The sequence below is a fragment of the Janthinobacterium darwini genome (genome assembly GCF_051380905.1).
Classification (GTDB): Bacteria; Pseudomonadota; Gammaproteobacteria; order Burkholderiales; family Burkholderiaceae_D; genus Janthinobacterium.
The window spans coordinates 268,302-289,688 of the sequence record NZ_JBNYXX010000001.1 but is presented as its reverse complement, the minus strand read 5'-3'; the positions used below and the strand labels follow the sequence as shown (position 1 = coordinate 289,688).

Here is a 21,387-nt window from a genome sequence, read left to right as displayed (position 1 = left end):
TTGCCAGCACACCCGCCGGCAACGCTTTTTATCATTTCAGCAGGGAAATTACCCCTGTGCCCACCCTGCCGGGTGTGCATCCCCGAAACAGTCCGTATAATCCCCCTTTTGGCACAGTTTTTCATCAGATTCCTATGAAGGTATTCCGCGGACTTCCCAATGCCCAGGCACGAGCGCCTTGCGCTCTGACCATCGGCAATTTTGACGGTGTCCACATCGGCCATCAAGCCTTGCTGGCGCGCGTGCGCGGCGCGGCGACCGAACTCGGCATTGAAGCGGCCGTGATGACGTTCGAACCGCACCCGCGTGAATTCTTCGCGCAGCGCGCGGGCGACCTGTCGAAGGCGCCGCAGCGCATCGCCAACCTGCGCGACAAGCTGCAATCGCTGGACGACGCCGGCATAGACAGAGTCGTCGTCGAGCACTTCAGCGCGCAATTCGCCGCCTTGACGCCGCAGGAATTCACGGAAAAAGTCCTCGTCAGCGGCTTGCATGTGAAATGGCTGATGGTTGGCGACGATTTCTGCTATGGCGCCCGGCGCGCCGGCGACGTCGCCATGCTGCAGGAAGCGGGTCGCGAATACGGTTTCCATGTGGAAACTTTGCCGACGGTGATGAATGGCAGCACGCGCATCTCGTCGTCCGCCGTGCGCCTGGCCCTGGCCGCCGGTGATTTCCCCCTTGCCACGCAGTTGCTGGGCCATCCGTACGCCATTTCCGGCCACGTCATCCACGGCCAGAAGCTGGGCCGTACCCTGGGCTTCCCCACCTTGAACCTGCGCGTGGCGCACCGTCCCGCCCTGTCCGGCATCTTCATCGTGCAAGTGCACGGCCTGGGGCCGCTGCCGCTGCCGGCCGTGGCCAGCCTGGGCGTGCGCCCTACCGTCGACGACAGCGGCCGAGTCTTGCTGGAAGTGCATCTGTTTAATTTCAATCTATCCTGCTACGGCAAGCTGGTACGCGTGGAGTTTTTGGAAAAGCTGCGCGACGAAGAAAAGTATGACGACTTGCCCACCCTGACGGCCGCCATCGAGCGAGACTCGAACCAGGCGCGCGCCTATTTTGAGAAGCGCAGCGGCGCCATTACCGCCACCGACCGAATTTGACGCCGGCCAACTCCGCCGCCTGGCGGCGCCTGTCGCCGCAAACCCGCTGCAAAAATATACTCCACACCATTAAAGAAGATTATGTCCGATCAAAACAAGCCAGCCACGCCCAAGCAAAACAAGAAGCCTGAAAGCAAATACCCGGTCAACATGACGGAAACCCCGTTCCCGATGCGCGGCGACATGGCCAAGCGCGAGCCGCAATGGGTACAGCAATGGCAAGACAAGAAGATTTACGAGCGTGTGCGCAAGGCTGCTGCCGGCCGTCCGAAATTCATCCTGCATGACGGTCCGCCGTACGCGAATGGCGACATCCACCTGGGCCACGCCGTCAACAAGATCCTGAAGGACATGGTCGTCAAGTCGCGCTCGCTCGCCGGCTTCGATGCGCCGTATGTACCTGGCTGGGATTGCCACGGCATGCCCATCGAGATCCAGATCGAAAAACTGCACGGCAAGAACCTGCCGACGGCCGAAGTATTGGAAAAGGCCCGCGCCTATGCGAATGTGCAGGTCGAACGCCAGAAGAAGGATTTCATCCGCCTGGGCGTGCTGGGCGAGTGGGACAACCCGTATCTGACCATGGCGCACGGCAATGAAGCCGACGAATTGCGCGCACTGGGCAAGCTGCTGGAAAAAGGCTATGTCTACCGCGGCCTGAAACCCGTCAACTGGTGCTTCGACTGCCAGTCGGCGCTGGCCGAGGCGGAAGTGGAATACGCGGAAAAACGCGATCCCGCCATCGACGTCGGGTTCAAGTTCGCCGAGCCGGAAAAACTGGCGGCCGCCTTCGGCCTGCCTTCCCTGCCGACGGATAACGGTTTCATCGTCATCTGGACCACCACGCCGTGGACCATCCCGTCGAACCAGGCGCTCAACGTGCACCCGGAAGTGAAATATGCGCTGGTGAAGACCGAGCGCGATGGCCAGCCGCTGCTGCTGATCCTGGCGCAAGACCTGGTCGTGGCCAGCCTGGCGCGCTTCAAGCTCGATGGCACGACGATCGCCACCTGCGACGGCGCGGCCCTGGCCGGCATCAGCTTCCGCCACCCGCTGCATGCCAGCGATGCCTTCTATGACCGTTTGTCGCCGTTGTACCTGGCAGAATACGTGACCACGGAAAGCGGCACCGGCGTGGTGCACTCGGCGCCAGCCTATGGCCTGGACGACTTTATCTCGTGCAAGGCGCACGGCATGAAGGACGACGACATCATCAAGCCCGTCATGGGCGACGGCAAGTTCGCATCGACCCTGCCCCTGTTCGGCGGCATGACCATCTGGGAAGCGTCGAAACCGATCTGCAACGCCTTGCGCGATGCAGGCGCGCTGTTCGAAGTGAAGATGTTCGACCACAGCTACATGCATTGCTGGCGTCATAAGACGCCGATCATCTACCGCGCCACGTCGCAGTGGTTCGCCGGCATGGACGTGACGCCGAAGGACGGCGGAGCGACCCTGCGCGAGACGGCCTTGAAAGGCATCGCCGACACCGAGTTCTTCCCGGACTGGGGCCAGGCGCGCCTGCACGGCATGATCGCCAACCGCCCTGACTGGACCCTCTCGCGCCAGCGCCAGTGGGGCGTGCCGATGGCCTTCATCGTGCACAAGGAAACGGGCGACCTGCATCCGCGCACGCCGGAATTGCTGGAGCAGGTGGCCAAGCTGATCGAAAAGAACGGCATCGAGGCATGGCAGGCGCTGGACTTGCAAGACCTGATCGGTGACGAAGCGGCCATCTACGCCAAGAACAAGGACACGCTGGACGTGTGGTTCGATTCCGGCGCAACGCACCAGACGGTGCTGGGCGGCCCGCAAGGCCACGGTTCGCACTCGACGCAGCTGCAATTCCCGGCCGACCTGTACCTGGAAGGCTCGGACCAGCATCGCGGCTGGTTCCACTCGTCCCTGCTGGTGTCGTCGATGCTGAATGGCCGTCCGCCATACAAGGCCCTGCTGACGCACGGCTTCACGGTCGATGGCGAAGGCAAGAAGATGTCCAAGTCGCTGGGCAACACGCTGGCGCCGCAAAAAATCTCGGACACCCTGGGCGCGGACATCCTGCGCCTGTGGATCGCCTCGACCGACTACACGGGCGAACTGTCGATCTCCGACGAGATCCTCAAGCGCGTGACCGAATCGTACCGCCGCATCCGCAACACGCTGCGTTTCCTGCTGGCGAACACCTCGGATTTCAATCCGGCCACGGACGCCGTGCCGACGGCGGAGATGTTCGAGATCGACCGCTATGCGCTGGCCAACATGGCCTCGCTGCAAACGCAGATTGAGAACAACTACGCGCGCTACGAGTTCCACCCGGTGGTGTCGAAGCTGCAAACGTACTGCTCGGAAGACCTGGGCGGCTTCTACCTGGACATCCTGAAGGACCGTTTGTACACCTCCGGCCTGACGTCGCACGCGCGCCGCTCCGCGCAGACGGCTCTGTGGCACATCACGCAAAGCCTGCTGCGCCTGATGGCCCCGGCCCTGTCGTTCACGGCCGAAGAAGCGTGGGCCGTCTTCGCCGGCAGCGAAGCGTATGCTGCCAGCGATGAAACCATCTTCACGCAAACCTGGTGGCAACTGCCGGAAGTGTCGGATGCCGCCGACCTGCTGGAGAAATACACGGCCCTGCGCGCAGTCCGCACGGACGTCACAAAACAGCTGGAGGACTTGCGCACCTCGGGCGCCATCGGCTCCTCGCTGCAGGCGGAACTGACAATCAAGGCCGCGCCGATGAAGTACAAGCTGTTGACCACCCTGGGCGACGACTTGAAATTCGTCTTCATCACCTCGCAGGCAACGGTAGCCGAAGTGGCCGACGAAGCGGCCGAAGAGGTGGTCGTGACAGCGTCGACGGCGCAGAAGTGCGAGCGCTGCTGGCATTACCGCGCAGACGTGGGCACGGACGCCGCGCATGCCACCCTGTGCGGCCGCTGCGTCAGCAACCTGTTTGGCAAGGGCGAAGTTCGCCGCTTCGCTTAAAACGGTGCGGGGCGGGAATTCTTACCCGCTCCCGCACCGCTTCCCACCGCCGCTGCCCGCAAGAGTATCGGCGGCTTTATCTTCCCTGGAAAAATATGGCCACTAAAAACCGTTTTTCATCGAAATCGTCATCCTCTTCGTCGCTGGTGCCCTGGCTGGGCATTGCCGCCATCGTCATCCTGTTCGACCAGATCACCAAGATCACGATCCTGAAGACTTTCCGCTATGCGCAAGAGATGGTCATCACCTCGTATTTCAACCTGGTGCTCGCGTATAACAAGGGCGCCGCGTTCAGCTTCCTGTCCGACCAGGGTGGCTGGCAGCGCTATTTCTTCACCGGCATCGCCCTCGCGGCGGCCATCTACATCATTTATTTGCTGAAAAAGCACGCCGGCCAGCGCATGTTTTGCTGGGCCCTGGCGCTGATCCTTGGCGGCGCACTGGGCAACGCCATCGACCGCCTGATCTACGGCCATGTGGTCGACTTCCTCGACTTCCACTGGAAAAGCTGGGGCCACTTCCCCGCCTTCAATATCGCCGACAGCGCCATCTGCATCGGCGCGGCCCTGTTCATCATCGATGAACTGCGCCGGGTAAACAAATAAACAAGCAGGAGAACGGCATGGAATTGTCCGGCAAAAAAATCGTCCTGGGACTTTCGGGCGGCGTCGCCTGCTACAAGGCGGCGGAACTGTGCCGCGCCCTGACCAAGGCAGGCGCCTCGGTGCAGGTGGTGATGACGGATGCGGCCAGCCATTTCATCACGGCCGTGACGATGCAGGCCCTGTCGGGCCACCCCGTGCACACGAGCCAGTGGGATGCGCGCATCGACAACAACATGGCGCATATCGATTTGACGCGCCATGCGGATGCCATCCTGATCGCGCCGTGTTCGGCCGATTTTCTGCGCAAGCTGGCGCATGGCGTGTGCGACGACCTGCTGTCGACCCTGTGCCTGGCACGTCCCTCCCACCTGCCTTTGCTGGTGGCGCCGGCGATGAACGTGGAGATGTGGCAGAACCCCGCCACGCAGCGCAATGTGCAGCAGCTGCGCGACGACGGCATCAAGCTGCTCGGCCCGGCCGCTGGCGAACAGGCGTGCGGCGAAACGGGCCTGGGCCGCATGCTGGAACCGGAACAGCTCTTGACGGAGCTGATCGCCGCCTTCCAGCCGAAAGTGCTGGCGGGCAAGCGCGTGCTGGTCACGGCCGGTCCCACCTTTGAAGCCATCGACCCTGTGCGCGGCATCACCAATCTGTCCTCGGGCAAGATGGGCTATGCGGTAGCGCGCGCGGCGCGCGAAGCGGGCGCCGAAGTGCTGCTCATTTCCGGCCCCACAGCCCTGGACGCGCCTTTCGGCGTGCGCCGCATCGATGTGCAAAGCGCGCAGCAGATGCATGATGCGGTGCTGGCCCACGTCGACGGCCAGCATGTCTTCGTCGCCGTCGCCGCCGTGGCCGACTGGCGCGTGGCCAACGCCAGCGAACAGAAGATGAAAAAGCAGGCTGACGGCTCCGTTCCCGAACTGAAGTTTGCGCAAAATCCCGATATCTTGGCCACTGTAGCGGCACGCACCAACCTGGCCGGCTATCCCTACTGTGTGGGCTTTGCGGCCGAATCGGAAAACCTGGTGGAATTCGGCTCGACCAAGCGCGAAAAAAAGGGCATCCCCTTGCTGGTCGGCAATATCGGCCAGAATACCTTCGGCCAGGACGACAACACCATTATCCTGTTCGATGAAGATGGCCATACCGTGCTGCCGCGCGCCTCGAAACTGAACCTGGCGCGCCAGCTGATTTCGGAAATCTCGAAACGCCTGGCAAAAAATTCGCTCCTCAAGTAACCCTTTATACGACTTAGCTTAGTTAGTTAGATTAATGAAAAATATCGACATCAAGATCCTCGACGCCCGCATGAAAGAACTGCTTCCAGCCTACGCCACGCCCGGCAGCGCGGGCCTGGACCTGCGCGCCTGCATAGACGAGGCCATCACCATCGAAGCGGGACAGACGGTGCTCATTCCCACCGGCCTGGCCATCCACATCGGCGACCCGTCGTATGCGGCCATGATTTTGCCGCGCAGCGGCATGGGCCACAAAAACGGCATTGTATTGGGGAATCTGGTAGGCTTGATCGACTCCGATTATCAGGGCCAGTTGATGGTATCGACCTGGAACCGGGGCCAGAGCGCTTTCACGCTCAATCCCATGGAACGCCTGGCACAGCTGATTATCGTGCCAGTGCTGCAAGTGGGCTTTAACGTCGTCGAGGAATTCGGCGACAGCGAACGCGGTGTTGGCGGTTTCGGCAGCACCGGCAAACATTAAGGATTGTCTTATGCCAGGTTTTCGCCATCTGATCCCAGTCACGACTTCGCTGCGCCATCTGGCCTCGCCATTGCTGGTCGCTTGCGTTGCGCTTCTTTCTGCCTGCACCACGCCGACGACGAATGGCAACGGCCCGTTCAACGTCGTGCCGGCACCCGATGCGCCGGCCCTGACGGCGCAGCAAAGGGCGGCGCAGGAAGAACTGGTGAAGATGGTGGCGCTGCAGGACCGCCTGTCGAAAGTCTCGGCGCCCCTGCTGATCAACAATGCGGACCTGTGCAAGACGTATGCGCGCAACCTGCTGGGCTTCACGGCGCAGAATAAGTATTCCTACCCGGGCATCTATGCCGACGCGGCACAGGCAGCCCTCGGCTACGGCGAACAGATGCAGGTTTCGGGCGTGCTGCCAGGCAGCGGCGCCGCGCGCGCCGGCTTGCGCAAGGGCGACGGCTTGCTCGCCGCCGAAGGCAAGCCGCTGCCCGCCGGCCCGAAAGCGGAAGGCCCGTTCGGCGCCATCGTCGGCCCGCTGGCCTCCAAGAGCGCCAGCCTGAACATGACCATCGCCCGCGACGGCCAGCAGCAGGATCTGAAAATTCCCGTCACGCGCGCCTGCGCCTTCCGCGTCGCCCTGGGCAATGCGGACAATATCAACGCGTATTCGGACGGTGCGCGCATCATGCTCACGCGTGGCATGGTCAATGCGGCGCAAAATGACGAAGGCATCGCCTTCGTCATCGCCCGCGAAATGGCGCACAACATCCTCGACCACCCGCGCAGCCAGCGCACGGCAGGCACGGCAGGCAGCATCATCGACAGCCTGGGCGCCGTGCAGCCCGACGTATCGATGCTGACGGGCGCCGCCGGTATCAAGGCCATGCCGCAGGAACTCGACGTGCAAGCCGACACCCTGGCCATCTACCTGCTGGCGCGCGCCGGCTACAACGTCGACAACGCCGCCCGCTTCTGGCAGCGCATGGCCACGCAAGTGCCTGCCTCGGTCGCCAACGGCTACACGGCCCTGCATCCGGGCACCAACTCGCGCATGGCTGCCATCAACCGCGCCGTCACCGACGTGCGCGCCAAGCAGGCGGCAAAGAAGCCGCTCAAACCTTAAGCACGGAGGCGCCTGACAAAACCAAGTTTGCTCAGGCGCCGGGGAAATTCGGGAAGTAGGTGCCCATAATCCAAGTAAGGGCGCCGCAGAACACCACGGCTAAAAACAGGACTATGAGCAGCTTGCCGAACTTGGGAATACCCTCTTCTTGCGTCTTGACTTCATTTGACATGAAAATTCTCCGCAGGGTGGTGGAACAGGTAGTATATCCACAATCTTGAATACTATTCCATACTTTGCCGCAAACATGCGGCATCACTCTCGCGGCCCATGGACAGCATCGACCTTGAAGTTCTGAAAACCAGCGCCGCCTGGCTCGCCGCCGGCCACCGCTGCGAACTCGTCACCGTCATCAAGACCTGGGGCTCCAGCCCCCGCCCCGTGGGCGCCACGCTAGCCATCTGCGACGATGGCACGGTGGTCGGTTCCGTGTCCGGCGGCTGTATCGAGGATGACCTGATCGATACCGTCCGCGTGCACGGCATCGTGCGCACTCTGCCGGACGTCGTCAGCTACGGCATCAGCGCCGACGAGGCGCACCGCTTTGGCCTGCCCTGTGGCGGCACCATCGAACTGGCCATCGAGCCGCTGCATGCGGGCAGCGGCGTGGCCGAACTGCTGGCGCGCCTGGAGGCGCATGAACTGGTCGAGCGCCGCCTCGACTTGCGCAGCGGCGCCGTCACCCTGCAGCGCGCTACACCGGGCGCCGTGCTGGCCCTGGAAGATGGCATACTCACCACGCAGCACGGCCCGCGCTGGCGCTTGCTGATCATCGGCGCCAGCCAGCTGTCGCGCTTCGTGGCGCAAATCGCCACGGCCATGGATTACCACGTCATCGTCTGCGACCCCCGCGAGGAATACAGCGGCGGCTGGAACGTGCCCGGCGTACCGCTGCTGCACGCCATGCCTGACGACCTCGTGCTGGATTTGAAGCTCGACAGCCGCAGCGCCGTCGTCGCCCTCACGCACGATCCCAAGCTCGACGACCTGGCCCTGATGGAAGCACTCAAATCCCCGGCCTTCTATGTCGGCGCCATCGGCTCGCGCGCCAACAACGCCAAGCGCCGCGAGCGGCTGCTGCAGTTCGACGTCAGCGCGGAACAGCTGGCGCGCCTGCACGGCCCCATCGGCCTGTATATCGGCAGCAAGACCCCGGCCGAAATCGCCATTTCCATCCTGGCCGAGCTGACTGCAGTCAAAAACGGCGTGCCCGACGCCCTGCAGATCCAGCACGCGGCGGCCTTGACGCCACCCGGCACCGATATCTGTGCGCGCTAAGGCAGAAAGCAAGAAACGGGATGCCCCAGCATCGCCCTCCTGATACCGTCCCTGACTTTGGCCCACCATGACCCTGCTGCACTGGACCCACCCCCTGCCCGCCGGCTACCGCCGCGACGATGTCATCGCCTTCCACAGCCGTGACACGGAAGCCGTGGCCGAACAGCTCACGCCGACAGGACTGCGCAAGGGCATCCTGCTGCAAGGGGTGCCTGTCGTGCTGGATGTGGCGTTCACGGACGATGCCGCCGTCTGCCAGGCCGAGATCGACGACAACGACAATACCGTCGCCGATCGTCGAACGCCCCTGCACGGCGCGCTGCTCAACATCCTCGGCCTGCGCATCGATCCGCAGCCATTCGCCCAACTGGCCGCCAGCGATCCGCTGCTGGCGCCTTTGATCCGCGTCAACCCAGGCTTGCGCATCGTGCAGTCGGCCAGCCCCTTCGAGGCGCTGACCTGGGCCATCATCGGCCAGCAGATCAACCTGTCGTTCGCCATTTCCCTGCGCCGCACCTTCATTTTGCAGGCGGGCCGCAGGCACGGCAGCGGTTTGTGGTGCTACCCGGAGGCGCGCGACGTGGCGCAGCTATCCGTCGAGGACTTGACGAGCCGCAAATTTTCGCGCGCCAAGGCGGAAACCGTGCTGCGCCTGGCGCGCCTGGTCGACGAGGGCGCACTGTCGCTTGAGTTGCCGGCGTCCGGCGACGTGGCGGCGATCTCGCAGGCACTGCTGGCCGTGAAGGGCATTGGCCCGTGGACCGTCAATTACGCGCTGCTGCGCGGCTACGGCTACGCCGACTGCTCGCTGCATGGCGACGTGGCCATTCGCGCTGCCCTGCAAAAGCTGCTCGGCGAAGAGAGCAAGCCGGACATGGCGCGCACGGAACAATGGCTGCGCCAGTACGCGCCGCACCGCACCATGGCCGCGGCCCACCTGTGGGCCAGCCTGCATACGCCGGAAAAAAATAATTCACCAGAGCGGGAATAAACGGCGAGCGGCCAACGTCTATCCCTTGCAAGCCCTCAAAACCTCAAGGAGTCCATCATGCGCTTTACTACTTTTGCCGCCACCGCCCTGTTTACCGCCTTGTCCGCCCCGCTGGCTTTCGCCGCCGACGTCATGCCCGCCAACGGCATGCTGGTCAACGCCACAGGCATGACCGTGTACGTCTTCGACAAGGATGTCGCCGACAGCGGCAAGAGCGCCTGCAGCGGCGGCTGCCTGGTCGCCTGGCCCGCCGTCATCGCCACCGACGCGACGCCCGCCGCGCCGTATGGCAGCATCAAGCGTGAAGACAACGGCGCCATGCAGCTGACCTACAAGGGCAAGCCCCTGTACCTGTACAAGGAAGACAAGAAGCCGGGCGACGTCGCAGGCGACAATTTCAAGAACGTGTGGCACGTCGTCAAGCCTTAAGCTACCCGCCCCCTCTCCACGATGACCATGCAAGAGGACAGCCGCCAGCTGCAAGGGTGCCTGCCAGGCCTGCGTCGCTATGCGCGCGCGCTGGTCGGTCCCCTGCACGCGGACGACCTGGTGCAGGACACCGTGGAGCGGGCCTGGCGCAGGCTGGCACAGTGGCAGCGGGGCAGCGAAATGCGCCCCTGGCTATTCTCCATCATGCACAACCTGCACGTGGATCACTTGCGCCGCCCCGGCCTGGCGCTGCAGGAGCTGGACGATGACACCGTGCTGCACGCCCCGGAGCACGCGCCGGGGCAAGCGATCGCCATCGGTGAAATGGATGCGGCGCTGGCTCGCTTGCCGCTGGGGCAGCGCGAGGTCATCCTGCTCGTCGCGCTCGAACAGATGCCGTATGAGCAGGTGGCGACTACGCTGGACATCCCCGTCGGCACCGTGATGTCGCGCCTGTCGCGCGGACGCGACAAACTGCGCACCCTGCTCGATGGCCGCCCTGCAGGCAGCCAAGGCAGCGGCCCACCCACCCTGAAAGTCGTGAAATGACAACGCAAGCCATCAGCGAAGCGCAATTGCACGCCCTGGCCGACGGCGTCCTGCCCGAAGACCAGCGCGCGGCCATCGACGCCCACCTGCGCGCGCACCCCGAGGACGCCGCCAGGGTGGACGCCTGGCGTGAACAGAACCAGCAATTGCGCGCCCTGTTCGACCCGGTGCTGGAAGAAACCTTTCCGCCGGCCTTGCTGCAAGCAGCGGCCCCGCCGGCGGCCAACCAAGCCTGGTACAGCCACGCCATGCAGGCGGCAGCAGCCATCGTGCTGGTGTTCGCTGGCGGCATGGGCGGCTGGCTGCTGCGCGGCGATGGAGGCGACATGCGGGTCGCCAGCGCCAGCCCCCTGACCCTGGCGCGCAGCGCCGCCATCGCCCATGCCGTCTACACGCCCGAGGTGCGCCACCCCGTGGAAGTGGGGGTGGAGCAAGAGGCGCACCTGGTGCAATGGCTGTCGAAACGCCTGGGCAGCACCTTGCGGCCGCCTGTGCTGTCGCCGCTCGGCTATCACCTGATCGGCGGCCGCTTGCTGCCCGGCGATGGCGACGGCCCCGTGGCACAATTCATGTATGAAGAGGGCACTGGCAAGCGCCTGACCCTGTACGTGGCCAAGGAGCGGGCCGGCAAGCAGGAAACGGCTTTCCGCTACACGCAAGAAAAGGACTTGAGCGTTTTTTACTGGATTGACGGCCAGCTCGGTTATGCCCTCTCGGCGAGCCTTCCCAAACAGGCGCTGGGCAAGATAGCCGACGCCGTGTATACGCAGTTGGAACAGCCTCGATAAGTACAGGTTAGCCCTTATGACAGCACCGGCGCGCGCCGTTGTGCGCGTGCGCCGGCCAGGTGGATGCAGCCGGCCACCAGGCCCAGTACGACACCAAACACCGCCACCCCCATCCAGCCATAACGCTGCATCAGCCAACCGCTGGCCGCGACGCCGGCGGCGCCGCCGATGAAGGTGGCCGTCATGTACAGGCTGTTGATGCGGCCCTGTGCAGTCGGATCGACGGCAAAGGCGCGCGTCTGGTTCGCTACCAGCGCAGCCTGCACGCCGATGTCGAGCACGATCACGCCGATCACCAGCAAGGCCAGCGACGAGGCGGCGCCCGCCAGCAGCAGGTAGGACAGCGTCACAATGGCGATGCTCAGGCCGATGACCGTGCGCGAACCCAGTCTGTCAGCGGCCCTGCCACCGAGGGTGGCGGCCAGCGCGCCGGCCGCGCCGATGATGCCGAAGGCGCCGGCCCAGGCGCTGCCCAGGTGCCATGGGCCGTTGGCCAGCAACGACGCCAGGTTGACCCAGAACGCATTGAAGCATGCCCACAACAGCGCCTGGATCAGCATGGCTTCGCGCAGGGGGCGATGGTCGCGCGCCAGTGGCCACAGCGATGCCAGCAAGCGCCCGTAAGACAGGTCCGTGCCGGGTTTCCCGCGTGGCAGCAAGGCGGCGGCCGCGATCCACACGGGCACCATGAACGCTGCTTCCATGGCGTACACGACGCGCCAGCCCCAGGCATCGCCCACCACGCCGGCGACCGTGCGTCCCAGCAGGATGCCCACCATGATGCCGCTGACCACCGTCCCGACGGAACGGCCGCGCTCACCGGGTGGCGACATGCTCGCGGCGAGCGGCACCAGTTGCTGCGGCACGCAGCTGACGATACCCAGGCCAAACGATGCAACGATCAGCGCCCAGATGCCGGGCGCCAGCGCCGCCGCCAGGGCGCAAACGAAGGCCAGCGCGATCTGCCCCAGTACCAGGGTGCTCCGGTCGAATCGGTCGCCCAACGGCAGGAGCAGGGCCAACCCCGTGGCAAAGCCCAGCAGCGCCGCGCCGGCGACCAGATTGACGGCCGCCAGGTCGACGCCCAGGCCGGACTGGATCAGGGGCAGGATAGGCTGGGTGCAATAGATGTTAGTGATCACCGCGCCGGCGATCACCGCCATCATGAGGATCTTGCCGCGCGGCGCGGGCGTCACAGTGTGTACATTGGGCGGGGGATTGGGCGTGGGGCGCATGGCGCTGTCCTTTCTAATTGCCGCGGCAACATGCCGCAGCGAAGGAGACCAGCTTATCTACTTGCACCTGCAAAGAGAATCCCATAAGATTGAGAATCATTCTTCCAAATATTGATAGGCTGTCTATGAGAACAGGATGAGAACAAACCATGGATAGGTTGGAATCGATGAGCATCTTGCTGGCGGTGGTGGACGCGGGCAGCCTGTCGGCCGCCGCGCGCCGCCTCGGCATGCCGCTGGCCACTGTCAGCCGCAAGGTGGCGGCGCTGGAAACGCACCTCAACACGCGCTTGCTGCACCGTACGACACGCCAGTTGTCGCTGACGGAGGCCGGCCTGTCCTACGTGGCCGCGTGCCGCCGCATCCTCGAAGAGATCAGCGAAGCGGAGCGCACGGCGACGGGCGAATATGCGGCCCCGAAAGGCGAGCTGACGATCACGGCACCCGTCGTATTCGGACGCCTGCACATCGTGCCCGTAGTGGCGGCGTTTCTCGCCCACTATCCGGATATCGAGATCAAGCTCGTACTGACCGACCGCGTCCTGCATCTGATGGAAGAGCAGGTCGACGTGGCAGTGCGCATCGGCGACCTGCCCGACAGCAGCTTCATGGCGACGCGGGTCGGCACCGTGCGCCGGGTCGTCTGCGCCAGTCCCGGCTACCTGGCCACGCATGGCGCGCCAACTGCGCCGGGCGACCTGGCGGCGCATGCCTGCATTAGCTTCGAGGTGCTGGAATCGCGGCGCGCCTGGGTCTTCGGCACGGGCAAGGCTACGCAGTCCGTGCCCGTGCACTCGCGACTCGCCGTCAATACGGTGGACGCGGCGATTGCCGCAGCCACCCTGGGCGCGGGCGTGATCCGCGTGCTATCGTATCAGGTCATGGACGCCCTGCGCGACGACAGGCTGCGCATCGTGCTCGCACCGTTCGAAGCGGCGCCCTTGCCCGTCAGCCTGCTGCACAAGGGACAAACGCCGCTGCCGTTGAAATTGCGCGCCTTCCTCGATTTCGTCACGCCGCTGTTGCGCGCGGTGGAACTGAACTTCAGCCCAGCGCGCGTTTGAGTTCCGCATACGCGTCGACCAGTCGCTCCTTTGAATAGCAGCGATTGAGGCCACTGGGATTGGGCAATATCCACACGCGCGCTCCGCCGAAGCGCTCTGGCTGTTCGCCCCACTCCAGCTGGCGTTTTCCCGTCATCGCCGCGTAGGCAGCCTTGCCCAGGAAGGCGATCCACTGCGGCTGCATCAATACCAGTTTATGCTGCAGGCCCGCCGCCGCTTGCGCGAACTCCTCCACCCCCACCTGGTCCGCGCGGCTGGTCGGGCGCCCGACGGCCGCAGTCAAACCCAGTCCGAAACCGAGCACACTGGCATCGTCTTGCGGCGACACCAGGTGCGGCGTGAAGCCGGCCAAGTGCAGCACGGGCCAGAAGCGGTTACCACGGCCGAGAAAATGGTGGCCGGCCGCCGCCGCGTCCACGCCGGGATTGAGGCCGCAAAAAACCACTTGCAAGCCGGGCGCCAGGATGTCCGGCAATCCTTGCGCCGGTGTCATGTGTACCATAGAAAATTCCAATATCAGGAGCCGCAGTATAGAAGACCTTGCGCCGGCATGTGCCAGCCTGGCCTGCCGCCACCGGTCCCACGCCCTGCAGCGCAGGACGGCTGGTGCTACCATCCCGTACTGATGCGCTCATCCGTTTGGCGGATGGCCGTCGCGCTTCCCCGTACCATCCCCACCCCGAGGAATAAACATGACGACCCTGACCATCAATGGCAAGCAGCACGATCTTGCCCTGCCTGACGACACGCCCCTGCTGTGGGCCCTGCGCGACGAACTGGGCATGACCGGCACCAAATTCGGCTGCGGCATGGCCCTGTGCGGCGCCTGCACCGTGCACCTCGATGGCGACGCCATCCGCTCCTGCGTGACGCCCGTATCGGCCGCTGCAGGCAGGAAGATCACCACCATCGAAGCGGTGGGCGAAGACAAGGTCGGCCTGGCCCTGCAGCAAGCCTGGCAGGAACACGGCGTGCCTCAATGTGGCTACTGTCAGGCTGGGCAGATCATGTCGGCCACGGCCCTGCTGCACAAGACGCCAGCGCCGAACGACCGGCAGATCCGCGAAGCGATGAGCGGCAACATCTGCCGCTGCGGCACTTACACGCGCATCCACGCGGCCATCAAGCAGGCCGCGACCAGCATCAATGCGAAAGGAGCGGCCAAATGAGCATCCTTGAGAATATCTCCGTCCCCGCTTCGCCTGCGCGGCGCAACTGGCTCAAGGCCGCTGGCGCGCTGGCCGGTTTGAGCCTGGTGGCCGGCCCCTCCGGCCTGGTGATGGCGGCCGACGCCGTCAAATACGGCGGCGACAATATGGCTGGCGGCGTGGTCGACGACACCCTTGTCTTCCTGTCGGTCGGTGCCGACGGCATTGTCACCATCGTGGCGCACCGCTCCGAAATGGGCCAGGGCATCCGCACCAGCCTGCCCATGGTCGCTGCCGACGAACTGGGCGCCGACTGGGCGCAGGTGCGCGTGCAGCAGGCGCCCGCCGACGAGGCGCGCTACGGCAGCCAGGATACGGACGGTTCGCGCAGCATGCGCCACTCGTTCCGCGCCATGCGTCACGTGGGCGCCACGGCGCGCCTGATGCTGGAAACGGCGGCGGCCGTGCGCTGGGACGTGCCCGTGACGCAAGTCAAAGCCGCCAACCACGCGGTCGTGCATGCGGCCAGCGGACGCTCGCTGTCCTTCGGCGCGCTGGCCGAAGAAGCGGCCAAATTGCCAGTGCCGCCGCGCGCGCGCATCAGCCTGAAAACGGCGGGCGAGTTGCGCTACATCGGACAAACCAGCACGCGCGGCATCGACCTGCATGACATTGTCACAGGCAACACCCACTTCGGCATTGACACGCGCCTTGATGGCATGGCGTATGCCGTCATCGCCCGTCCTCCCGTATTTGGCGGCAAGCTGAAAAGCGTGGACAAGACGGCGGCGCTGAAAGTGCCTGGCGTGCTGCGCATCGTCGAACTGGCGGGCAGTCCGCCGCCGGCCATGTTCAATCCGCTGGGCGGCGTGGCCGTCATCGCCAGCAACACCTGGGCTGCCATCAAGGGCCGCGAAGCGCTGGTGCTGGAATGGGAGGATGGCCCGAACGGCAGCTACGATTCAAAGGCATTCCGCAAGACGCTGGAAGCGGCCGTGCGCCAGCCGGCCAACCCCGCGCGCGACCAGGGCAAGACTGTGGACACCCTGGCCGCCGCTCCCGCCGCGCGCAAATTCAGTGCCGAATACTATCTGCCACACCTGGCCCACGCCACCATGGAGCCACCCGCCGCCACCGTGCGCATCGCCAACGGCAAGGCCGAAGTGTGGGCCTGCGTGCAGGCGCCGCAGGCCACGCGCAGCAACGTGGCCAAGGCACTGGGCCTGGCGTACGACGACGTGACCGTGCACGTGACCCTGCTGGGCGGCGGCTTCGGGCGCAAGTCGAAACCCGATTTCGCCGTCGAGGCGGCGCTGCTGTCCAAGGCCATGGACGGCGCGCCCGTCAAGCTGACGTGGACGCGCGACGACGACCTGCAGCATGACTACCTGCATACGGTGTCCGTCGAACGGCTGGAAGCAGCGCTGGACGCCAAAGGCATGCCGACGGCATGGCTGCACCGCACGGCCGCGCCCACCATCACCTCGACCTTTGCCGCCGGCGCGAACAAGCAGGCGCCGTTCGAGCTGGGCATGTCGGCCATCAACGTGCCGTTCGCCATTGCGAACATCCGCGTCGAAGTGCCGGAAGTGCCGGCCCACACGCGCATCGGCTGGTTCCGGTCCGTGTCGAATATCCCGCACGCGTTTGCCATCCAGTCGTTCACGGCCGAACTGGCGCATGCGGCAAAGAGGGACCACCGCGACTACCTGCTGGCATTGCTGGGCCCTGCGCGCAAGATCAACCCGGCCGACCTGTCCGATGCCTGGAACTATGGCGAAGACCCGGCGAAGTATCCGGTAGACATCGGCCGCATGCGCCACGTGATCGAGCTGGCGACAGCCAAGGCGGGCTGGGGCCGCAAGCTGCCCAAGGGACGGGGACTGGGCCTGGCCGTGTCCTACAGCTTTGTCACCTATGTGGCGGCCGTGATCGAAGTGGAGATCAACGCGGCCGGTGAAGTCATCGTGCCCAGGGTCGATATCGCCATGGATTGCGGACCGCAGATCAACCCTGACCGCGTGCGCTCGCAGATCGAGGGGGCCTGCATCATGGGCCTGTCCCTGGCCATGAGCGGCGAGATCAGCTTCAAGAATGGCCGGGGCGAGCAAAGCAATTTCCACGACTATAGCGTGCTGCGGGCCGCCGACGCGCCACACGTGATCCACACGCACCTGGTACCGGGCACCCTGGACATGGAGCTGGGCGGCGTGGGCGAACCGGCAACGCCGCCCATCGCGCCCGCCCTGTGCAACGCCATCTTCGCGGCCACGGGCAAGCGCATCCGCGCCCTGCCCGTGGGCATGCAGCTGGCGAAGAAAGCCTAGGACCTAGACGCGCCGCGCGGCGGGCAACTGCAATAACAGCGCTAGGGCGGCGACAAAAGCGGCGGCCGCCGCCAGCAGCCACATGGGCCAGTCCAGCAGGAGCAGCAAGCCGCCTGCGGCGGCGCCGATGGCGCTGCCGAGGTACAGGGCCGATTCATTGAGGGCGATGGCCAGGTTGCCATCGCCCTGCCGCGTGCGTGCGGCCAGCAACTGCTGGTTCTGCGGCACTTGCAGGGCCCAGCCAGCCGCGCCCCACAGCGCAATCGGCGCCAGCATCAGCCACGCCGACCAGCCGGCCGCCAGCGGGAGCGCGCACAGGGCCAGCGCCAGCAGCAGCAAAATGAACCAGCTCAGCTTCGGCGCCGCCATCTTGTCCGCCCACGGCCCCACCAGCACGCTGCCCGCGATGCCACCCGCGCCCCAGGCCCACAGGAAGGGCGTGGCGGAAATCGGCGCACCGTGCGCGGACCATGCCAGCAGCGGCGCAATAAACGTGTACATGCCCAGGCTGGCAATGGCCGCCAGCAGCGACACGAGCAGGATGGCCAGCACCTGCCCGTCGGCAAGCAAGGCCAGCTTGCGGCGCAGCGAGATTGCCGGCACTGCCGGCAACGCGGGCAGCTTCCACAACAAGCCCGCCAGCGCCAGCGCACCGAGGATGGCGACCAGCCACAGGGCCGCGGCCCAGCCCAGCTGCTGCGCCAGCAACAAGCTCAATGGCACGCCCAGCACCGTGCCGCCCGCCATGCCGCCCATGATCACACCGATGGCCTTGCCCCGCTGCTGCGGCGCCGACACGCCCGCCGCCGCCGCGATGCCCAGCGCCAGATAGACGCCCGCACCGATGCCGGCGATGGCGCGCCATGCCAGCAAACCGCTGAAACCAGGCGCCAGGGCGCTGGCACCGTTCGCCAGCACGAACACGGCCAACGCCCACAACAGGCCGGCGCGCTGCGCGCGCGCCGGCAGCAGGGCCACGGCCAGGGGCGAACCGAGGCCATAGGCCAAAGTAAACGCCGTCACCAGTTGCGCGGCCATCGCCAGGGAGACTGAAAATGCGCTGGCAAGCATCGGCATCAGGCCCGCCGTCACATACGACGCCATGCCCAGCGCGAACGCGCCCATGGCAATCAGGTAGACGGTGGCGGGCAGCGCGGTGGTGGCAGGCGCTACGGCACCGGAGGAGGAAGAATCAGACATGGGCACGCTTTCAGGAAGAAAGCTGGCATTCTGGAATACAATATAAACAATTACAATTTAACTGTTTATGCTATTACTGATAGCAACAGGCTCACAGGAAAGACCGCACCATGCGCACTTTGGCCCGCACCCGCCACGAACTGGCCGCCTACCTGCAGGCGCGGCGTGCGCGGCTGTCGCCCGAAGATGTCGGCCTGCCCGGCGGCGGGCGGCGCAGGACGCCAGGTTTGCGCCGCGAAGAGGTGGCGGCGCTGGCCGGCGTGGGGCTGACCTGGTACACCTGGCTGGAGCAGGGGCGCGACATCGGCGTCTCCAGCACCTTCCTCGACAAGCTGGCGCAGGTGCTCAAGCTGGATGCGGGCGAGCGCCGCCACCTGTTCCTGCTGGCGCATGCGCGTCCACCGGCAGAAGAGGGCAAGACATTTTGCGTGGTGCCACCGCTGGTGCGCCGCTTGATGCACGAACTGGCGCATCCGGCCTATGTGCTCAACTTGCGCTGGGACGTGCTGGCGTTTAACGGGGGAGCCGATGCCCTGTTTGGCTTCGGCGCGCATGCTGCCTCAGGCCGCAATCTGCTGTGGCTGCTGTTTACCGATCCGCTGCTGCGCTCTCGCATCGCCGGCTGGGAAGAGCAGGCGCCGCTGATGCTGTCGAGCTTTCGCCGCGACTACGCGCGTGCCACGCAGGAAGCCGATATCCACGCGCTGGTGGAAGACCTGGAAAAAGTGTCGCCCGAGTTCAAGCTATGGTGGCGCCGCCACGACGTGCACGCGCCGTGCGCCGGCGTGCGCCAGCTGAACATCGACGGCGAGGAGCTTGCCTATGAGCACACTTCGCTGACCATCGATGCGGACCGCCATTTGAGGCTGGTGGTGTATGCACGCCAGGCGCAGGAGTAAACACTAGCGCACAACGAAAAAACCGCTGACCCTCTTGCGAGGAGCCAGCGGCTTCGAATTGGTTGCGGGGACAGGATTTGAACCTGTGACCTTCGGGTTATGAGCCCGACGAGCTGCCAGACTGCTCCACCCCGCACTTGAATTATATACCAGATTGTTGCGCGGCGTAAAGGGCATGATTTGACAATGTCATTCCTGCCCCGCCTCGCAGAGTGTGGCTTGGGCTAGAAATGGAAAAAGCCGCTGATCTTTTGCAAGAGTCAGCGGCTTTCCGATATTGGTTGCGGGGACAGGATTTGAACCTGTGACCTTCGGGTTATGAGCCCGACGAGCTGCCAGACTGCTCCACCCCGCACTCGAATTATAAGGGCAAACGGGCGGCTTAGGCAATAGCTATCTCACCTTGGACTGCAATAGAGCCATTAAATTAAAAGTGCGTGAAAAAATCTGGCCAATTGCCCGTTGGCATTGTGTCCGCCCGCCACGCCACGGCGCGCGCAATCGGTGTACAGTAAGCGTTACACTAGCGTCTAAGCCCATGCCATCCCTTTTCCAAGCCAGCCCATGAAATTCTGCTCCGAATGCGCCCATCCTGTCAGCCTGTCCATTCCGGAAGGCGACAACCGTCCGCGCTATGTCTGCACCAACTGCGACGCCATCCATTACCAGAACCCGAAAATGGTGGTCGGCTCGATTCCCGTATGGGAAGAGGATGGCCAGCTGCAGGTCTTGCTGTGCAAGCGGGCCATCGAGCCACGCCTTGGTTACTGGACGCTGCCGGCCGGCTTCATGGAAAACGATGAAACGACGTCCGACGCGGCCGAGCGCGAAACGGTGGAGGAAGCGGGCGCCAATATCGAGCTGGGTCCCCTGTTTTCGCTGCTCAACGTGCAGCGCGTGCACCAGGTGCATTTGTTCTACCTGGCGCGTTTGCGCGACCTCGATTTCGCACCGGGCATCGAAAGCCTGGAGGTGCAGCTGTTTACGGAAGCGCAAATTCCCTGGGATGACCTGGCCTTCCCCACCATCCGCGCCACCCTGGAACTGTACTTTGCCGACCGCGTGAAAATCCGCGAAGGCGGCAGCTACGGTGTCCATACAGGCGACATCACGCGCCCGATGGCGCGTACGGATGCCGAGTAAGCCTCCACCAACTGCCACCTTTATCGCCGCATGATTCCCTGGCTCGACATCCACACCCCGTTCCCCGACGTCTCGCGCGCCCTCACCGATGAAGCGCCCGGCCTGCTGGCGGCCGGCGCCGACCTGTCGCCCGCGCGCCTGCTCGACGCCTACCGGCACGGCATCTTCCCCTGGTTTTCCGAAGGCCAGCCCATACTCTGGTGGAGCACCGATCCGCGCATGGTGCTGAAGACGGAGGATTTCAAGGTCTCCGACAGCCTGCACAAGGCCATCCGCAGGGTCGAGCGCAGCGCCGCCACGGACGGGCGCTGGCAGCTGCGCTTCGACGGCGATTTCGACGCCGTCATGCGCGCCTGTGCGGCGCCGCGCAAGGATGGCCCGGGCACCTGGATTTCCGAAGAGATCATCGCCGGCTACACGGGCTTGCACAAACTGGGTTACGCGCATTCGTCGGAACTGTGGCTGGACGGCGAACTGGTGGGCGGCGCCTATGGCGTATCGATCGGGCGCATGTTCTATGGCGAATCGATGTTCGCGCGCGTCTCGGATGGTTCGAAGATTGCGCTGGCGCAACTGGTACGCTTTTTAAAAGCACGCGGCGTGACCATGATTGACTGCCAGCAAGAAACAAAACACCTGGCCTCGCTGGGCGCAGCACCCATTTCGCGCGCGCGCTTCCTGGCTCATGTACGCGTCGCCATTGAAGCAGCGCAAATCACCGACTGGCATGCTGCACCACCGGCATAAAAAAGTTATGATAGCTTCACACAGACATCCATTGCTGCGGCCAGACCAGACAGGATCAGC

The 21,387-nt window shown here is 64.6% G+C and carries 21 protein-coding genes and 2 tRNA genes; 17 read left to right on the top strand and 6 right to left on the bottom strand.

Annotated elements, in window-relative coordinates; genetic code table 11:
- The first annotated feature begins 134 nt into the window (after positions 1-134).
- The 6 genes from ACQ4WZ_RS01300 to ACQ4WZ_RS01275 all read left to right on the top strand — a co-directional run bounded on the left by ACQ4WZ_RS01300 (position 135) and on the right by ACQ4WZ_RS01275 (position 7,529).
- Complete coding sequence (locus ACQ4WZ_RS01300; RefSeq protein WP_101482444.1) at positions 135-1,106, top strand: bifunctional riboflavin kinase/FAD synthetase; 972 nt, start codon at positions 135-137, stop codon at positions 1,104-1,106.
- 81 nt (positions 1,107-1,187) lie between these two features.
- Complete coding sequence (ileS, locus tag ACQ4WZ_RS01295) at positions 1,188-4,088, top strand: isoleucine--tRNA ligase (protein WP_133989706.1); 2,901 nt, start codon at positions 1,188-1,190, stop codon at positions 4,086-4,088.
- Between the two features lie 95 nt (positions 4,089-4,183).
- Positions 4,184-4,693 (top strand): signal peptidase II, encoded by a 510-nt coding sequence (gene lspA, locus ACQ4WZ_RS01290; protein WP_101482446.1) that lies wholly within the window; start codon positions 4,184-4,186, stop codon positions 4,691-4,693.
- A gap of 17 nt (positions 4,694-4,710) precedes the next feature.
- Entirely contained in the window at positions 4,711-5,931 is a 1,221-nt protein-coding gene (gene coaBC / locus ACQ4WZ_RS01285) for a bifunctional phosphopantothenoylcysteine decarboxylase/phosphopantothenate--cysteine ligase CoaBC (protein ID WP_436572397.1), read from the top strand.
- Between the two features lie 34 nt (positions 5,932-5,965).
- Entirely contained in the window at positions 5,966-6,415 is a 450-nt protein-coding gene (gene dut, locus ACQ4WZ_RS01280; RefSeq protein WP_034785229.1) for a dUTP diphosphatase, read from the top strand.
- Between the two features lie 10 nt (positions 6,416-6,425).
- The gene (locus tag ACQ4WZ_RS01275; protein ID WP_436572396.1) at positions 6,426-7,529 is read left to right on the top strand and encodes a M48 family metalloprotease; all 1,104 of its coding nucleotides are present in this window, start codon (positions 6,426-6,428) and stop codon (positions 7,527-7,529) included.
- 31 nt (positions 7,530-7,560) lie between these two features.
- On the opposite strand, the gene ACQ4WZ_RS01270 is transcribed toward ACQ4WZ_RS01275, so the two are convergent.
- Positions 7,561-7,701 (bottom strand): hypothetical protein, encoded by a 141-nt coding sequence (locus ACQ4WZ_RS01270; protein WP_162835767.1) that lies wholly within the window; start codon positions 7,699-7,701, stop codon positions 7,561-7,563.
- Positions 7,702-7,799: 98 nt separating this feature from the next.
- Here ACQ4WZ_RS01270 and ACQ4WZ_RS01265 point away from each other — a divergent pair, with 98 nt between their 5' ends.
- The 5 genes from ACQ4WZ_RS01265 (at position 7,800) to ACQ4WZ_RS01245 (ending at position 11,564) form a co-directional block, all read left to right on the top strand.
- Entirely contained in the window at positions 7,800-8,807 is a 1,008-nt protein-coding gene (locus ACQ4WZ_RS01265) for an XdhC family protein (RefSeq protein ID WP_436572395.1), read from the top strand.
- Positions 8,808-8,874: 67 nt separating this feature from the next.
- Entirely contained in the window at positions 8,875-9,798 is a 924-nt protein-coding gene (locus tag ACQ4WZ_RS01260; protein ID WP_436572394.1) for a DNA-3-methyladenine glycosylase family protein, read from the top strand.
- Positions 9,799-9,855: 57 nt separating this feature from the next.
- On the top strand, positions 9,856-10,227 hold the full coding sequence (locus tag ACQ4WZ_RS01255) for a COG4315 family predicted lipoprotein (RefSeq protein WP_133989693.1): 372 nt from the start codon (positions 9,856-9,858) through the stop codon (positions 10,225-10,227).
- A 27-nt stretch (positions 10,228-10,254) separates the two neighbouring features.
- Positions 10,255-10,776: an RNA polymerase sigma factor gene (locus tag ACQ4WZ_RS01250; RefSeq protein ID WP_436572393.1), complete on the top strand. Its 522-nt coding sequence runs from the start codon at positions 10,255-10,257 to the stop codon at positions 10,774-10,776.
- Positions 10,773-11,564 carry an anti-sigma factor family protein gene (locus ACQ4WZ_RS01245; RefSeq protein WP_436572392.1) on the top strand — a complete coding sequence of 264 codons (792 nt, stop codon included), beginning with the start codon at positions 10,773-10,775 and terminating at the stop codon, positions 11,562-11,564. The genes ACQ4WZ_RS01250 and ACQ4WZ_RS01245 overlap by 4 nt, the downstream gene beginning before the upstream one ends.
- A gap of 14 nt (positions 11,565-11,578) precedes the next feature.
- Here ACQ4WZ_RS01245 and ACQ4WZ_RS01240 read toward each other — a convergent pair whose 3' ends face one another.
- Positions 11,579-12,799 carry an MFS transporter gene (locus ACQ4WZ_RS01240; protein WP_436572391.1) on the bottom strand — a complete coding sequence of 407 codons (1,221 nt, stop codon included), beginning with the start codon at positions 12,797-12,799 and terminating at the stop codon, positions 11,579-11,581.
- Positions 12,800-12,948: 149 nt separating this feature from the next.
- Here ACQ4WZ_RS01240 and ACQ4WZ_RS01235 point away from each other — a divergent pair, with 149 nt between their 5' ends.
- A complete protein-coding gene (locus ACQ4WZ_RS01235; protein ID WP_180338520.1) occupies positions 12,949-13,863 on the top strand; it encodes a LysR family transcriptional regulator in 915 nt (304 codons plus the stop codon).
- On the opposite strand, the gene mug is transcribed toward ACQ4WZ_RS01235, so the two are convergent.
- Positions 13,844-14,365 carry a G/U mismatch-specific DNA glycosylase gene (mug, locus tag ACQ4WZ_RS01230; RefSeq protein ID WP_373918056.1) on the bottom strand — a complete coding sequence of 174 codons (522 nt, stop codon included), beginning with the start codon at positions 14,363-14,365 and terminating at the stop codon, positions 13,844-13,846. The genes ACQ4WZ_RS01235 and mug overlap by 20 nt on opposite strands.
- Positions 14,366-14,555: 190 nt before the next feature.
- On the opposite strand from mug, the gene ACQ4WZ_RS01225 reads away from it, so the two are divergent.
- Both ACQ4WZ_RS01225 and ACQ4WZ_RS01220 read left to right on the top strand, forming a co-directional pair.
- Positions 14,556-15,032: a (2Fe-2S)-binding protein gene (locus ACQ4WZ_RS01225; protein ID WP_101482456.1), complete on the top strand. Its 477-nt coding sequence runs from the start codon at positions 14,556-14,558 to the stop codon at positions 15,030-15,032.
- Positions 15,029-17,338 (top strand): xanthine dehydrogenase family protein molybdopterin-binding subunit, encoded by a 2,310-nt coding sequence (locus tag ACQ4WZ_RS01220; protein WP_436572390.1) that lies wholly within the window; start codon positions 15,029-15,031, stop codon positions 17,336-17,338. Before ACQ4WZ_RS01225 ends, ACQ4WZ_RS01220 begins: the two co-directional genes overlap by 4 nt.
- A gap of 3 nt (positions 17,339-17,341) precedes the next feature.
- Here the strand turns inward: ACQ4WZ_RS01220 and ACQ4WZ_RS01215 are convergent, their stop codons facing one another.
- Positions 17,342-18,538, bottom strand: coding sequence for an MFS transporter (locus ACQ4WZ_RS01215; RefSeq protein WP_436572389.1), 1,197 nt, complete (start codon positions 18,536-18,538; stop codon positions 17,342-17,344).
- Between the two features lie 110 nt (positions 18,539-18,648).
- Here ACQ4WZ_RS01215 and ACQ4WZ_RS01210 point away from each other — a divergent pair, with 110 nt between their 5' ends.
- Positions 18,649-19,437, top strand: a complete 789-nt coding sequence (locus ACQ4WZ_RS01210) for a helix-turn-helix transcriptional regulator (protein WP_101482459.1) — start codon at positions 18,649-18,651, stop codon at positions 19,435-19,437.
- Positions 19,438-19,496: 59 nt separating this feature from the next.
- Here the strand turns inward: ACQ4WZ_RS01210 and ACQ4WZ_RS01205 are convergent.
- Together ACQ4WZ_RS01205 and ACQ4WZ_RS01200 are read right to left on the bottom strand one after the other, a co-directional pair.
- A tRNA-Met gene (locus tag ACQ4WZ_RS01205) sits at positions 19,497-19,573 on the bottom strand.
- Between the two features lie 142 nt (positions 19,574-19,715).
- Positions 19,716-19,792, bottom strand: a tRNA-Met gene (locus ACQ4WZ_RS01200).
- 209 nt (positions 19,793-20,001) lie between these two features.
- Here ACQ4WZ_RS01200 and ACQ4WZ_RS01195 point away from each other — a divergent pair.
- Positions 20,002-20,580: an NUDIX hydrolase gene (locus ACQ4WZ_RS01195; RefSeq protein ID WP_101482460.1), complete on the top strand. Its 579-nt coding sequence runs from the start codon at positions 20,002-20,004 to the stop codon at positions 20,578-20,580.
- A gap of 30 nt (positions 20,581-20,610) precedes the next feature.
- Positions 20,611-21,327: a leucyl/phenylalanyl-tRNA--protein transferase gene (aat, locus tag ACQ4WZ_RS01190; protein ID WP_436572388.1), complete on the top strand. Its 717-nt coding sequence runs from the start codon at positions 20,611-20,613 to the stop codon at positions 21,325-21,327.
- Positions 21,328-21,387: the final 60 nt, after the last annotated feature.